This window comes from Pedobacter chitinilyticus, assembly GCF_003313385.1.
In the GTDB taxonomy this organism is placed as follows: domain Bacteria; phylum Bacteroidota; class Bacteroidia; order Sphingobacteriales; family Sphingobacteriaceae; genus Pedobacter; species Pedobacter chitinilyticus.
In genome coordinates, this window is the sequence record NZ_QMHN01000004.1 from 150,186 (window position 1) to 165,046 (window position 14,861).

The 14,861-nt window shown below is 38.1% G+C and carries 17 protein-coding genes; 6 read left to right on the forward strand and 11 right to left on the reverse strand.

Translation table 11 applies throughout. The annotated features are described in order from the left end of the window. The first annotated feature begins 78 nt into the window (after positions 1-78). Positions 79-1,284 (forward strand): FN3 domain-containing metallophosphoesterase family protein, encoded by a 1,206-nt coding sequence (locus DUT70_RS13415; RefSeq protein ID WP_113647859.1) that lies wholly within the window; start codon positions 79-81, stop codon positions 1,282-1,284. A gap of 63 nt (positions 1,285-1,347) precedes the next feature. Here DUT70_RS13415 and tsf read toward each other — a convergent pair whose 3' ends face one another. The 7 genes from tsf to DUT70_RS13450 form a co-directional block, all read right to left on the reverse strand. Then, entirely contained in the window at positions 1,348-2,193 is an 846-nt protein-coding gene (gene tsf, locus DUT70_RS13420) for a translation elongation factor Ts (RefSeq protein WP_113647860.1), read from the reverse strand. 107 nt (positions 2,194-2,300) lie between these two features. Further along, complete coding sequence (gene rpsB / locus DUT70_RS13425) at positions 2,301-3,125, reverse strand: 30S ribosomal protein S2 (protein ID WP_113647861.1); 825 nt, start codon at positions 3,123-3,125, stop codon at positions 2,301-2,303. Positions 3,126-3,143: 18 nt separating this feature from the next. Beyond that, the gene (gene rpsI / locus DUT70_RS13430; protein WP_113647862.1) at positions 3,144-3,530 is read right to left on the reverse strand and encodes a 30S ribosomal protein S9; all 387 of its coding nucleotides are present in this window, start codon (positions 3,528-3,530) and stop codon (positions 3,144-3,146) included. Between the two features lie 16 nt (positions 3,531-3,546). Next, complete coding sequence (rplM, locus tag DUT70_RS13435; RefSeq protein WP_113647863.1) at positions 3,547-3,990, reverse strand: 50S ribosomal protein L13; 444 nt, start codon at positions 3,988-3,990, stop codon at positions 3,547-3,549. A gap of 368 nt (positions 3,991-4,358) precedes the next feature. Further along, positions 4,359-4,928, reverse strand: coding sequence for an ORF6N domain-containing protein (locus DUT70_RS13440; RefSeq protein ID WP_240432118.1), 570 nt, complete (start codon positions 4,926-4,928; stop codon positions 4,359-4,361). 106 nt (positions 4,929-5,034) lie between these two features. Beyond that, complete coding sequence (locus DUT70_RS13445) at positions 5,035-5,679, reverse strand: DUF1579 domain-containing protein (protein ID WP_113647864.1); 645 nt, start codon at positions 5,677-5,679, stop codon at positions 5,035-5,037. 109 nt (positions 5,680-5,788) lie between these two features. Further along, positions 5,789-6,874, reverse strand: coding sequence for a DUF4407 domain-containing protein (locus DUT70_RS13450; protein WP_113647865.1), 1,086 nt, complete (start codon positions 6,872-6,874; stop codon positions 5,789-5,791). A 176-nt stretch (positions 6,875-7,050) separates the two neighbouring features. Between DUT70_RS13450 and DUT70_RS13455 the strand changes: the two genes are divergently transcribed. Beyond that, positions 7,051-7,368 (forward strand): rhodanese-like domain-containing protein, encoded by a 318-nt coding sequence (locus DUT70_RS13455; protein WP_113647866.1) that lies wholly within the window; start codon positions 7,051-7,053, stop codon positions 7,366-7,368. 84 nt (positions 7,369-7,452) lie between these two features. Then, positions 7,453-7,653, forward strand: a complete 201-nt coding sequence (locus DUT70_RS13460) for a DUF6358 family protein (protein ID WP_113647867.1) — start codon at positions 7,453-7,455, stop codon at positions 7,651-7,653. 57 nt (positions 7,654-7,710) lie between these two features. Here DUT70_RS13460 and DUT70_RS13465 read toward each other — a convergent pair whose 3' ends face one another. The 4 genes from DUT70_RS13465 to dcd all read right to left on the reverse strand — a co-directional run bounded on the left by DUT70_RS13465 (position 7,711) and on the right by dcd (position 12,885). Next, a complete protein-coding gene (locus tag DUT70_RS13465) occupies positions 7,711-8,586 on the reverse strand; it encodes an SDR family oxidoreductase (RefSeq protein WP_113647868.1) in 876 nt (291 codons plus the stop codon). Between the two features lie 56 nt (positions 8,587-8,642). Continuing rightward, complete coding sequence (locus DUT70_RS13470) at positions 8,643-9,404, reverse strand: enoyl-CoA hydratase/isomerase family protein (protein ID WP_113647869.1); 762 nt, start codon at positions 9,402-9,404, stop codon at positions 8,643-8,645. 67 nt (positions 9,405-9,471) lie between these two features. Next, a complete protein-coding gene (locus DUT70_RS13475) occupies positions 9,472-12,162 on the reverse strand; it encodes a carboxypeptidase-like regulatory domain-containing protein (RefSeq protein ID WP_113647870.1) in 2,691 nt (896 codons plus the stop codon). Positions 12,163-12,348: 186 nt separating this feature from the next. Continuing rightward, the gene (gene dcd / locus DUT70_RS13480) at positions 12,349-12,885 is read right to left on the reverse strand and encodes a dCTP deaminase (protein ID WP_113647871.1); all 537 of its coding nucleotides are present in this window, start codon (positions 12,883-12,885) and stop codon (positions 12,349-12,351) included. Between the two features lie 68 nt (positions 12,886-12,953). Here dcd and DUT70_RS13485 point away from each other — a divergent pair, with 68 nt between their 5' ends. The 3 genes from DUT70_RS13485 to DUT70_RS13495 all read left to right on the forward strand — a co-directional run bounded on the left by DUT70_RS13485 (position 12,954) and on the right by DUT70_RS13495 (position 14,848). Continuing rightward, entirely contained in the window at positions 12,954-13,601 is a 648-nt protein-coding gene (locus tag DUT70_RS13485; protein ID WP_113647872.1) for a 4'-phosphopantetheinyl transferase family protein, read from the forward strand. A gap of 7 nt (positions 13,602-13,608) precedes the next feature. After that, on the forward strand, positions 13,609-14,304 hold the full coding sequence (lipB, locus tag DUT70_RS13490; protein ID WP_113648161.1) for a lipoyl(octanoyl) transferase LipB: 696 nt from the start codon (positions 13,609-13,611) through the stop codon (positions 14,302-14,304). A gap of 82 nt (positions 14,305-14,386) precedes the next feature. Continuing rightward, positions 14,387-14,848, forward strand: a complete 462-nt coding sequence (locus DUT70_RS13495; protein ID WP_113647873.1) for a DUF5684 domain-containing protein — start codon at positions 14,387-14,389, stop codon at positions 14,846-14,848. The last annotated feature ends 13 nt before the right edge of the window (positions 14,849-14,861 follow it).

A 14,861-nucleotide genomic window follows, 5' to 3' on the forward strand; every position in this document is an offset into this window, starting at 1 on the left:
AATTCTTAGTGTTTTAATTTTAAAGGTAGCATTTAGAAAGGGTATTATTGTGTTATTAAACTTAAAACAACTATAAAGATGAAAAAGCAAACGGCGGAACACGGTAGACGGGCTTTCTTAAAATCTAGCTTGGCTTTTGGAGCTGTAAGTATGGTTGCTCCCGTCACATCGGTTGCTGCAGTAAGTGAAATTGAAGACGAATTTAAGGTGATTGCAGGACCTTGTCTGCAAACCTCGTTCAACAATGCCATATCTGTGTTATGGGTAACGAATAAAAATGCTGCAAGTTGGGTAGAGTATGGACTGTCTCCCAATAATTTAGATAAAAAAGCCTATGGCAAGTCAGAATTTGGGTTAAAGCCAATTGGTACCATTAATGTTGTGCAATTAAACAATCTACAGCCTGGTGCTAACTATTATTATCGAGTGGTATCTAAAGAAATAAAAGAATTTCAGCCTTATAAGCTCACCTATGGTACTGTTTTGAATGCTGATGTTCAGTCTTTTATAAATACAGACACGAACAAGGCCGAAGTTAATTTCGTGATGCTGAACGATATACACGACCGACCTCAATCTATTCCAACTTTGTTAGATTTAGATAAAGGAACGAAGCATGATTTTGTATTTTTCAATGGAGATATATTCGATTATCAAACTAACGAGCCTCAAATTATAGATCATTTTTTGCAACCCTGCACCAATGCTTTCGCTAAAAATATTCCATTTGTTTATGTTCGCGGAAACCATGAAACCCGTGGTAAGTACTGTCGTGAACTTCCACAATATTTTGCAAGTGTAGGTTATGATGCTTTTACACTTGGCCCGGTAAGATTTGTAATTTTAGACACTGGAGAAGATAAGGAGGATACTCATCCCGTTTATGCTGGTATTGTAGATTTTGATGAATATCGTAGAGAGCAAGCGGCGCTATTAAAAAAGGAAATAGAAAGTAGGGCATTTAAGAAGGCTAAATTTAGGGTAGTAATGATGCATATTCCGCCACGGTTTTCTGGTGAGGCTCATGGCCCACTACATTGTACCGAGGTTTTTGAGCCTTTGTTAAATAGGGGTAAAGTAGATTTGGTGTTAAGCGGACACACACATCGTTACAAAATTCACCAGCCTGGGGAAGGGCCAAATCAGTATCCTTTAGTAATAGGTGGCGGCCCTAAAGAAGGTGCCAGAACGTTAACAAAAGTTAGGATAACCCCTAATGAGCTAACTTTAAAGCTGATTAAAGATGATGGAACGGAGGTAGGCAGTTACTCCATTAAAAAATAAATACCTTATTAAACAAAAAAGTCCCGTATGCACAGGACTTTTCTATATAGATTAAGCTTAAAATTAAGCTCCTAATTGTACGCGTTTGAAAGCAGTAACCGTTAATCCTTTAGCAGTGTTGTCTAAGAATTTACGAACATCTATAGAACCATCTTTTACAAACTCTTGGTTTAATAAAGTACTGTCTTTGTAGAATTTGTTCAATTTACCAGCTGCAATTTTCTCAACCATTTCTTCTGGTTTGCCTTCTTGACGGATCACATCTTTAGCAATCTCGATTTCACGCTCGATTGTTGCAGGATCAACGCCATCTTTATCAACAGCAATTGGATTCATAGCAGCAATCTGCATCGCAACATCTTTACCAGCTTCAGTAATATCAGCACCGTTAGCACCTTCAAATACCACTAAAACGCCCATTTTGCCATTAGAGTGGATATAAGAAACGATTTTCTCGCCAGAGATATTTGCATATTCTTGAATAACGATTTTCTCGCCAATTTTACCAGTTAGTTCAGTGATCGTTTCAGCAACTGTACGTCCATCTTCTAAAGCAATCGCCGACAATTCTTCAGCAGAAGCAGGATTATTAGCAACTGCAGCAGCTAAAACAACTTGAGCTAGATTACGGAAATCTTCAACTTTAGAAACTGGCTCAGTCTCACAAGCTAAAGCAACTAATTTTCCATTTGTGCCATCTGCCGATACATTGATTAATACTAATCCTTCAGAAGTAGCATTACCAGAACGAGCAGCCGATACTTTTTGACCTTTTTTGCGCAATAAATCAACAGCAGCTTCGAAATCGCCATTGGCTTCTACTAATGCTTTTTTGCAATCCATCATGCCGGCACCTGTTTGTTGACGTAATTTGTTTACGTCTGCCGCAGAAATTTGTACTGTAGACATCTCTTTTTAAATATTTTGAATTTCTATAAAATGTTATAAGTTGCAAGTAATAGGTTATAAGGCTGTTTAAAACCTAATAACTTACAACCCACAACTTACAACTTCAATTAAGCTTCTGTGTTATCTTCTGATGAAGTTTCTGCTTCAGCAGTTTCTTTTTTAGCTTTTTTAGCTGGAGCTTCAGGAGCATCAGCAGCAGTTTTAGCCGCTACAGCTTCTTTTTCAGCTTCTTCGTCTTTCTCACGTTTACGCTCATCTAAACCCTCTTCGATAGCTTTAACCATAATGTCAGTAATCAAAGAGATTGATTTTGTAGCATCATCGTTAGCTGGAATAGGGAAATCGATGTTTGAAGGATCAGAGTTAGTATCAACCATTGCAAAAGTAGGAATGTTTAATTTCAAAGCCTCAGCAACAGCGATGTGCTCTTTCTTCACGTCAATTAAAAAGATCGCCGCAGGTAAACGGTTCAAATCAGCGATACCACCTAAAAGGTTTTCTAATTTGATACGCTCACGTTGGATCATTAAACGCTCTTTTTTAGAAAGAATCGCGTAAGTACCGTCTTTAGTCATTTTATCGATGTTAGCCATCTTTTTAATTGACTTACGCACGGTAGCGAAGTTAGTTAACATACCACCTAACCAACGCTCGGTTACGAAAGGCATGTTTACTTTCTTAGCTTGTTCTGCAACAATTTCTTTAGCTTGTTTCTTAGTCGCTACAAATAAGATCTTACGACCAGATTTTACGATTTGTTTAATCGCTGCAGCAGCTTCTTCAGTTTTAGCTAAAGTTTTGTTTAAATCTATAATGTGGATACCATTGCGCTCCATGAAAATGTAAGGAGCCATTTTTGGATTCCATTTGCGGGTAAGGTGACCAAAGTGTACACCTGCATCCAATAAGTCTTGATATGTTGTTCTTGCCATTGTATTGTCTCCTTAAGATTAACGTTTACTGAATTGGAATCTCTTACGAGCTTTCGCACGTCCTGGTTTCTTACGTTCAACCATACGCATGTCACGGGTCATTAAACCTTTAGCACGTAACGCAGATTTTTTCTCAGCATCTAACTCAACAATAGCTTTAGCAATTGCCAAACGAACAGCCTCAGCTTGTCCTTTAACACCACCACCAGCTACATTTACTTGTACATCATATTTACCAGCAACTTCCGCAACTTCGAAAGCTTGGTTAACAATGTATTGTAAAGGTAGGGTTGGGAAATATACTTTATAATCTTTACCGTTTACGGTAATAGCGCCATTGCCATCTTTCAAATAGATACGGGCAACCGCTGTTTTTCTTCTACCAGAAGTATTTGTTGTTGACATTTCTTTTCTCTTTTAATTAAAGTTTGATGGTTTTTGGCGATTGTGCAGCATGAGGATGCTCAGCACCAGCATAAACAAATAAATTAGTATATAATTTTTTGCCTAATTTGGTTTTAGGTAACATACCACGAACCGCTTTCTCTACCACACGTCTTGGGTGTTTTTCCAATAACTCTTTCGGAGAAATAAAACGTTGACCACCTGGGTAACCAGTGTAACGAACATAGGTCTTATCAACCATTTTGCTTCCTGTCAACTTAACTTTGTCTGCATTGATAACAATAACGTTATCACCACAGTCTACGTGTGGGGTATACTCTGGCTTGTTTTTACCTCTAATAATCATCGCGATTTTAGAAGACAAGCGCCCCAAAATCTCTCCTTCAGCATCAACTACAACCCATTGTTTGTTAACGGTTTTAGCATTCGCAGAGACAGTTTTGTAACTTAACGTATTCACTTGCTTTTATTTAATTTGTTAAAAAATTTATTATTCCCAGTTTTTTAGGGACTGCAAAGATACGGAGAATAGTTTAAATACCAAATAGTTGAAAGAAAAAGTTTTGGATTGCGAGTGATGTGTTATAGGATTTTTTTTTGAAAAGCAATTTCAGTAGTTCTTCTGTTCCGAAAGTCCCGCTTTTCGTTACAATCTTTTTGCGAATGTTACTGCGTTAAACCTCGTAGGTTTGAAAACCTACGAGGTTTGGTTAAGGATTACAACAAAAAGTATTTTCACTTCAATCGGGTTTGATCACCGTAGCACATCTGTTAATCGCAAATTTCTAGGACAGCCCTTAACCTTTTGTAATGACAAATCTATTTGAACTACAATTCATCAGGCTTAAAGCCAATTCTTCTTCTCGGTGCCGCCTTCTTTTCTATGAGTTCGTCTAAGTAAGTAAAAACTAGCTCAATATTCTTATCATGGTTTTGCAGGTGCCTTTTAATTTCTGAAATCTCAATTTTCAATTTACTATGGTTATCCAGTAATTTGCGTAAGCGAGAAAAAATCCTAACAATTTGAATGTTGACTTGTATCGCTTGAGGACTATTTAAAACACTTGACAGCATTAATACGCCATATTCAGTAAAAACAAATGGAGGTTTTCGAAGACCCAACTTTTCTCGATTGGATATCACAATTTGTGACTTCCAATTTTCTAATTCTTCAGGACTAAGTTGGAACATAAAATCTTCAGGAAATCGATTAATATTACGTTTTACTGCTTGATTTAAAACTCTCGTTTCAACGCCATAAAGTTCAGCCAAATCACGGTCCAACATCACTTTTTGGTTTCTTATTTCATAAATTTTGTTGACCACAATATCATCAGATATGATGGGGAGTATTTGTTTTGCTGCCATAGGTAAATCAAATATAATAAAATCTAACATGTTTTGAAGCCACAAATTGAGCCCTCAAAAACCGATAATGGGCAGTTACATTAATAAAAAAAGCGTTGACACTGGCCAACGCTTTCAAATAGATTTAAATCGAATTTCACTTTCTTACCAACTTGATTGACATGGTTTTGGCTTCCTTGCCATCTTTGGTATCGTACATTTCCATCAGTTGGTTGTTGTCATCAACAATAGTGAATGTTTCTCTGAATGGAATTTGTTTGCCAGATGCAGCATCCGTAGCAGTTCCTTTAAAAGTCATTACTTTATGATCATTATCGAATTTACCTTCCGCATACATCAATCCTGTGCCCATATTGTCTATCCAAGTGCTGATATAAACTTTTCTAGCATTATCATAGGCCATGGTATTGATTCCTTCGAATGGCATTCCATCCATCATACCTTTATAGTTAGATTGTAAGTAACGTCCTCCCAAAACCATTTTGGTTTCGGCTTTAATGCCAGGACTGGTAGACATGACAGAACCATCTGGCTTATAAAAAGAACATTCGGCTTCCCAATTGCCCGCAGTTTTTGCCATCCATTGATGCTCGTTTCCAGGAGTCATGTAAGCTTCCCAGGCTTTCATCATCTCAGCCGAATCTACTGGTTTAGAAGTATCGTTGTTTTTAGTGATAGAAGTGTCGATGGTAGTGCTATCAGTGGTACTACTTTTTTTCTCGCTATTGCAGGCCGTAGCAAACAATAGCATGAGGCCAGCGGCCATCATTAAATTTTTCATTCGAACTTAAATTAGTTTAATATTTATTTGATTGTCTTGTGATTAACAATATACGATAAACTTTGTTTCAAATGAAAAACGCTTAGAGAAAGAGAAAAATATAGCTAATTTAAACAGATCTTAGTTCATCTATTTTCTGCTGTGCCTTTACACTAATTTTAGTGTCCTGAATTTGATCAGCAACCGTAATGTCTGCATCTCTGTCTTTATCCGAAAGATGAGTTTGCACTTTCTCTGCATTTTCAATCGCATGGTCGTAAGAACCTCTAGCACTCATCAGTTTTACAAAAACAGGCAGACATTCGAAGAAAATAAAGAGTAGTCCAATAAAGGTAACCGCCAAAGATGTATTGAAATCTTTGGAGCCATCTGGATTGAAACTTAGTTGCCCCAATGCCCAGTTTCTATCGGCGAAGCCCGCAATATTAGCTAAACTATCTAGTTGCTTAGAGGTGAATAGCTTTTCGCTCATCAAACCATCAAACTGTTTCCTCCCGTCAACAAATTTCTCCATTTGCCTAACGTCTACATTAAGCGTGTCTAAATTTTGCTCACGTTGTTTCAGTTCAGCTTCCTTGCGTTTGGCATAAGGCCCATAACCCATTACTCCCGAAGTTTCGGTAGTTTTATTGCCGAAAATCTCATAGTTGAGCTTTTGCCTATCGCTTTTAATGGCTGCCGCTAGCGAATCGCGTTGCGCTTTTAGTTCGTTCAGCTTTCCAATTTCAATGGTGTACTTTTTATCAAAAGCTTTATTTAAGGTGTCAATTTTTGAACGCTGGCCATTCAGGTAGCTTACTTTCAGCTTTTCTTTAATTTCTTTATCGAAAATCTTCAATTCCAACGGACGTGAAATCACAATGCCAATCATGATGGCTAGTAGGATACGAGGTGTCGCCTGTAAAAGCTGTTTGTTAGAACTTGCATTCTTATCCAAACTTCCCACAATATAGCGGTCCATGTTAAAAATGGCCAAACCCCAAATTAGACCGAAAAATATAGAAAATAGCCAAGCCAAATCGCCACCTTTAAAAACAAAGTACATGGCATAACCACCCGAAAGAGCCGCAAAGAGACCTGTAAAAAAGATAGTGGCACCAATGCCTATATATTTATTATGATCTGTAGGATGTTTTTCGAGCGTAGCAATGTGAGCTCCAGAGCAAAACCAAAGGAAGCGGGAAACGCGGTTCATATTAACCAAATTTAAAATTCTATAGTTAAACGACTGGCAATCTCAAATGTTACAGTTCTTTGAGAATTAATTATTTCTGTTTAACTGAAGGTAGCAGAAAAGTAAAAATACCGTTTGAGTTTTGCGATGAAAGTAATTAATAACGTAATTCGTATCTTTGATCAAAACACAAAAAAATGAAAGAAGTTACAGTTCAAGACTTAAAACAAAAAATAGATAACAATGAGCCTTTCCAACTGATTGATGTTAGAGAGACTTTTGAATACGAAACCTCTAACCTTGACGGGTTGAATATCCCTTTGGGTGGTATTTTAATAGAGGCTGATAAAATTGACAGAGATAAACCTGTAATTGTACAATGCCGTAGTGGCAAACGTAGCGCTGCTGCTATTATGCAGTTGGAGCAGATTCACGGTTTTGATAACCTTTATAACCTAAAAGGTGGAATTTTGGCTTGGCAAGAGGCTTTTGATCCTAACATGCCAGTGTACTAAAAAATGATTGAATTTCGAATGAGGGAATGATTGGATATTGCAAATTCGATAGTTCAACATTCAGCCATTCTATCATTAATAAATATGAAAAAGAAAATATTTTTAAATGCCTTTTACAACTTGGCATTGATTCTTTGTATCCTTGGAGCCTTTTGGGCTTTTGAGAATAAAAGTCCATTAATTGCCATTTTTCTAATTGCTGCTTTGGCGGCGTTTCTTTTCTTCAAAATAAAATTGATTAAAGAATTAAATAAGGAATTTAGGCAAGGACCGCCTAGAAAGTAAAGCATAAAAAAAGCCATTAGCATTTATACTAATGGCTTTTTTTATGCTTGATTGATATTAACTTCCTTTCGCGGATCTGGTCATTTGCTCCAACATATCCCACATTTCTGATGGGATGGCTTCCAAACCATTCATTTGTCCTGCACCTTGCAACCATTCGCCGCCATCAATGGTAATCACTTCTCCGTTGATGTAATTAGAGAAATCACTCACTAAAAATGCCGCCAAATTTGCCAGTTCCTGATGGTCGCCTACACGTTTTAAAGGAACACGATTTTTAAAGTCAAATTTCTCAGCTAAATCACCTGGTAGCAATCGGTCCCAAGCACCTTTGGTTGGAAAAGGACCAGGGGCAATGGCATTGCTTCTAATCCCGTATTTGCCCCATTCTACCGCTAACGATCGGGTTAGCGCTAATACACCGCCTTTAGCACAGGCTGAAGGAACCACATAAGCAGAACCTGTAAACGCATAAGTGGTCACAATATTTAATACACTCGCGGCCTGTTTTTGCTTGATCCAATGTTTGCCAAAAGCCAAGGTGCAATTAACGGTGCCCTTAAGTACAATATCTATAATGCTAGAAAAGGCATTTGCCGATAAACGTTCGGTAGGGGAGATGAAGTTTCCTGCAGCATTGTTAACCAATACATCTATACTGCCAAATTTGGAGATGGTTTCTGCGAGTACATTTTCTACTTGTTCATATTCTCTTACGTCACACTGTACTGCCAAAACTTTTCCCCCAGTTTCGCTTTCCATTTCCTGAGCGGTTTTTTGCAATACTTCTATTTTTCTGCTGGTGATGACCAAGTTGGCGCCCAATTTTAAAAAGTAGGTAGCCATGGCTTTACCAAGGCCTGTGCCTCCGCCAGTAACAACAATGGTTTTGCCTTTTAAGGCATCATCTTTTAGCATGGGTTGGTTATACATTTGCTCGTATTTAGGGGTGATTTATTAGTGTTTATGGGGATGCTAAATAAAACGAATTACTTTTTCTGTAAGCTATCTACCAATGATTTTAAGATAGCCCTAGTCGCTGGTGCCCACCATTGCTTTAACATTATTTCTAAATCTTTACTTTGATCGGCGCTGGTTGCAGCAATTAGATCTTTGCGCAAATTGAGTTTGCTTTGTTGCCAGGTGTTCGCTTCAAAAGCCATGTATTTTCTAACCTTTCTTTCTGCGGCAGTTAAAATACTTTCTGGCTTTACCACCTCATCCACTAAGCCTACAGCATAAGCTTCTTCTGGAGAAAATAATTTTCCTTCCAACAGATTACGATAAGCATTGGCATTCCCCAACCAAAAGCTGTACAATTTGAAAATGCTATTTGGAACGATAATGCCTACTGGAACTTCATTGAGACCAATGATATATTTCCCTTCTGCCATTACTCTTGCATCGCAGGCTAAAGCGATTACACAGCCACCAGCTGGGCTATGGCCATTAATGGCAGCAACCAGTGGTTTTTTAAAAGCGGTGATTTTTGCAGTAAAATTCAAGAAGAGATGCCAGAAACTAAGTGCTTCTTCTTCGTTATAATGATAAAGTTCTATTAAATCTAGCCCCGCAGAAAAGAAATTTTCCTTGCCAGTAATCAATACACCACCTATGTTATCATCGTTTTCGATGTTGTGTAACATGTCCTGTAATTCGGTAACCATTTCTCGGTTCAACGAATTGGATTTGCCACGGTTTAGGGTAATAATGGCAAGTCTATCTTTAATGGTGGTTGAAATCGTATTCATTCCTCTTAGCTTTACATTTATATTTTTATAAAGCTAAGAGGTTCGAATTTATTATGCAAGCATAAAATTATTTTACTTCGTAGGTCAGTACTTTTCTGGCCAAGCTTCCATTAATATCTATGCCTTCAATCACAATACGGTAAACTCCCGGTACATCGGTATTGAAATAGCTTACTTTAGCCTTTCCATTGACGTCACTTGCCATTTGAGGTTCCCAGAAAACGGTGGTTCTTAAATCAGGTCTGCTATCTGGTTTTACATCGTATTTTGGAGAATAAAACTCCCTTACTACCGCATATCCTTTTGGAGAAAAATTAATTAAACCTGGGGTGTAAGTATTGGTCGATCTTAGGCCGTCACCACGTTTGGTGTTGATCACAATTACGCCTGAACCACCTTGCATACCATAAATAGCCGTAGTGGCTGCACTTTTTAAAATCTCTACGGTTTCAATGTCCTGAACTACGATGTCATCTAGGTTAAAGTCTTCTCCTCCTAGGTTCATTCCGTCAACAATAACAGCCATTGGGGATTGGCTGCCACGAGCGAATGCTTGCCCATTTCTAATTTGTACTCCAGCTATTCGTCCTTGCAGATACTGAGAAAGCGAAAAAGCGGTTTCCAATTCTTTTGCGGTAATTACGGCATCTGCATTGCCTGCCCCGCCTAAATTAGAGGAGTTGTGAGAAGGTTTACGTTTCTCTACAATCGTTACTTCATCTAACAAAATAGTTCTGTTCAATAACCCTCTTTTGGTTTGGTCGTCAAAGTATTTCCCGCTTTCCTGCAAATACGCAGCTAACGATTGGTTGACGTTTACTTCAATGTCTCCTGTATTTGGATTCTTAGTGGTCACTTGACCTGGAACTACATCCATTACAATCTCAACATATTTTTTGTCTTTGTCGGTTCTGGCCTGTACTACGAATTTGGTGCTGTCCAAAAATTCTATCTTATCAAAATTGAAACGACCTTTGTCATCGGTCAAGGTGTCCGTCATAAAGAAACCCCCAGAAAAAGATACTAAAGAAACTTTTCCCTTAACTACTGGTTTTCCTCCTTTGGTAACCGTTCCGCTAATTTGCAATCTTTTTTCTACAGGATATTTAGCAACTGGCTCTGTACCATCTACCACTTGCTTCCAATTGATTTTTCTCCAGCCCTGTGTAAGCAAAAGGTTGTCTAAATCATAGCGGGTATTTCTATCATTGTTGAGGAAATAATAATTCGGTTTTTCTACGTAGCCTACTAAATCCGAAGTAAGTAGCAGCCTTGTAAGGATGTTGGTCTCATTTTCTGGATCGGGTTTAACCGCTGACGTATTGGTTACCGCTACCGAAAAACTTCCTTGCACAGGCTTATTGTCATTGGTAGCTGCTACAGACAAATCTACTTTTGCTCGTTTGCCGTAACTTGGTTTTAAAGTCTCTGGCGTAATTTCAATTTTATCTTTTAAATTGTTAACGAATACAATACGCTCATTTAGCGGTGCAAACGTAGAAGATAATAAGGAGATTTGTACAATTCCAGAAGGTAAGCTGTCTTTAGGAACGGTAAGCGCAACCACCTGTTTGCTGGAAGCAATTTTGGCTGAAAAATAGGTGGCACCATTATGTTGTGCAATGAGATTATATTCTTCTTTGGCGATCAAATCTTCAGAAATATAAACTTTGATCGATATTTTTGTGCTATCAGTATTAGATACTGAAAGTACTAAGCCACTTTTTTCTGCTGCAGGAAGGTTTACGGTCTTTTTAGTGCCATCGGGGAAGCTAAGCATTGCTTTATAAGTCTGCCCTGCAACGGGGTTAAGGAAAAAAGATCCCATTCCTAATTTATTGGTTTCGAATTGAGATATCTCTGTGCCATCATTGGTAATAATCACTCCCTTTGCGCTTTCGCCCAAACCACTGCTATTGATGGCTTTAATACCTACTTTGTTAGGTAGGTTTTCTACCAATTTACCTCCCTCAGGGAAAAACTGTACATCAAACTCCTTAGAAGTCGTTTTCAATGGAATTTCTTTAGCAATTATCTGTTTGTTAGGTAAGGTAATGTTGGCTATAATAGAACCACTTTTTAAAGCATCTGGTTGTTTGTTCGTCGCTTCAATGGTAATTTCACCTTGGTTATTGGTCACACCTTTGCCTCTCTCAATTGTTTTTTGACCAAGCTTTACTTCGTAGTTTACTTGACAGTTGGTATAGGGTGAATTTTGTTTATCTGTAAACTGTATGGTCGTACTTATTTTTTGCTGGTTGTTTTCTGTGCTAAGTACATTGCTTGATTTGGTGAATACCTTGTTTGCCCACGAATTTCCTATCTTGATGGTTTTGTCGAAATAGAACTCTGGTCCAGCGTTTCTCATCCATTGCGTATATGCCCTGATACGATAGTTGCCTTCGCTCAATGAATCGATTAGCTTAAAATCTCCCCAAGTAATGCCGCTCTTCATGGGCAGCTTCAGTTGCTTGGTTACTGAATCTTTTTCGTTGACCAGCTCAACATACAACAGCCCGCTGATGGTCGAAGGTAGTCCAGTCTTTGCATTAATGGTATAAGCCTTAAACCAGATGTCATCGCCCACGGCATAATAAGGCTTGTCTAAGTGTAAGTATACCTTTTCTTGTGCTTGCTTGTTCGTGGATTCGTCTAATTTTTTAAGGAAACTGCTCAAATTGGCGTCTTGTGCCCAAAGAGAAGACGCGCTAATGATGCTTAAAAGAGCAACGCCCAGCGTTAGGAATTTAATTTTCATTGGAGTATTTTCATTTTAATGGCAAAGAAACCTATGAAAAGCTTCCTTACGCTATAGTGGTTCATTTGTGTTAAAGCTTCCTCTTTTGGGTTGATTTATTGAGGTTTATCGTAAGTCAAGATACAAAAAAGCTAACCTTGTAACAAACTATAGACTATTATTTTAGTTACAAGGTTCAAAAGGTGACTAGAAATTATTTTTCCACATCATGCTTTCTACTGGGCGAGTGGTTTTATTGCTGTATTTCGCATTGTCTTTAGTGTTGTACATCTTTTCTATTTGCCCTTCAACTACAAAGTAAATGAGTTGGCCAATTGGCATGCCTGCGTAAATTCTTACGGGTTGTACACACGAAATCTCTAAAGTCCAGGTATTGCAAAAGCCAACATCTCCCTTTCCAGCGGTGGCATGTATGTCAATACCTAAACGGCCAGTGCTGCTTTTCCCTTCTAAAAAAGGGACATGGCCATGAGTTTCTGTGTATTCTACGGTTACGCCTAGGTATAAAGTTCCTGGTTGAAGTACAAAACCTTCCTTTGGTATTTCAAAATGTTCTATTTTATTGTGAGCTTTTGCATCTAATACACGGTCCTTGTAAGTTGCCAAATACTTTCCCAAATGCACATCGTATGAATTGGTGCCCAAACATTCTGGCTTAAAGGGTTCTATAATAATGGTGCCTTTGTCTATCTCCTCAAGTATCCGTTTGTCTGATAATATCATTTTTAAAGTTTTTTGGTCTAAATTATGATTAATTTAAGATACTTTTGTATTGATTTTCTAAATAGAGGATGCCCGTAGTTTTTGATTTAAAAATTGATGCCCATACCGAACTCGCCGTATGGAAAATTGAAGAAAGCCATGATCAATTGATGGCAGGTCTACAACTTAAACAGCACGAACTTGAAATTATCGATTCTTTTAAGAGCGACAAGAGGGCGCTACAGTGGCTAAGTACGCGTTTACTGCTTAGAACCATGCTGGATACCAAGGAGTATATCGATTGCCAAATGGATGACCAAGGGAAACCTTACTTGGTAAACTACGATTATCACATCTCGTTAAGCCATTCTTATGACTATGCAGCAGTAATGATCAGTAGAGACCCGCAAAAGAAGGTTGGGTTGGATATGGAAATAATCAAGCATAAAATCAAATTGATCAGGCATAAATTCCTATCAGATGTAGAATTGGCACAAAAACAAATTGGCGACAATATTCATGGACTTTACGTTTGTTGGTGTGCCAAAGAGGCCATCTACAAATGGCATGGGCGAAAGGAATTAGAGTTTAAACGTGACATACACATCAAGCCTTTTAAATTAAGAGACGAAGGAGAGCTTACCGCGGTGGTTGACTTACCAAAAGGAGTAAAAGAGCTCAATGTAAATTATTTTAAGACAGATGACGGCTACATGCTGGGTTATGTGATTGGGTAAGGAAGATATGAACAAGGAAGTAAAATTTATTGATTGGGGTTTAACAGATTATCAAAAAGCTTGGGATAAACAAGAGCAAATTTTTGAACAAACCGTTGCCCTAAAAGTGAAAAATCGTACGGAAAATACCCAGGAGCCAACACCGAACTATCTCGTTTTTTGTGAGCATCCACACGTATACACACTCGGAAAAAGTGGCCATCTAGAAAATTTATTGCTAGACGATCAGGGACTAAAAGAAAAAGAGGCTACCTACTATAAAATTAACCGCGGCGGTGATATAACGTATCATGGCCCTGGGCAGATTGTAGGCTATCCGATATTAGATTTAGATAATTTCTTTACCGATATCCATCTTTACCTGCGAACTTTGGAAGAGGCTATTATTTTGACTTTGGCCGATTATGGCATTGCGGCAGGTAGGTATGAAGGCTATACAGGTGTTTGGCTGGATGCAGATAATGAAAAGGCTCGTAAAATATGTGCCATGGGAGTACGTTGTAGCCGTTGGGTAACCATGCACGGCTTTGCCTTTAACGTAAATACTGATCTGGATTATTTTAAAAATATTGTTCCTTGTGGAATTGATGACAAGGACGTTACTTCTATGCAGCGTGAACTAGGAATGGTGCTGGATATGGACGAGGTAAAAGAAAAATTGAAAAACCATATTGCCAAGCTTTTTGGAATGCAATTGAAATAGTATTCGAAAAAACTTTAGTTAAGATTTTGATTTTTAGGCATAAGTCCTATCTTTATCTTAACTAAAATTAAAAGCTAAAAACATGGATTACTCATCTGATTACTCTTCTGGAGGCATCGGTATCTTGGCGGGTATTGGTGCAACTTTCTTCTTTATTTATTTGGCAATTCTCATTGTAGCAATAGCTGGTATGTGGAAAACCTTTGAAAAAGCTGGCAAACCAGGCTGGGCTGCCATCATCCCAATCTATAATATTTATATTATGATTGAGATTGTAGGTAAGCCAAGTATTTGGTTGTTATGGTGTATCATTCCTTGTGTGAATATCGTTTTTTCTATTTGGTTGATTAACCTGATGAGCAAAAGCTTTGGCAAAGAAGAAGGATTTACTGTTGGCTTGGTTTTGTTAGGTTTCATTTTTTGGCCAATCTTAGGATTTGGAAGTGCTAAATATCTAGGTCCATCAGCGGCTGAAGCACAGCAAGGAGGCTTTGGCAATAATCAATTCGGTAATCCGAACAATCCGCCATTTAACCAACCTTAAGAAACTTGTTTTT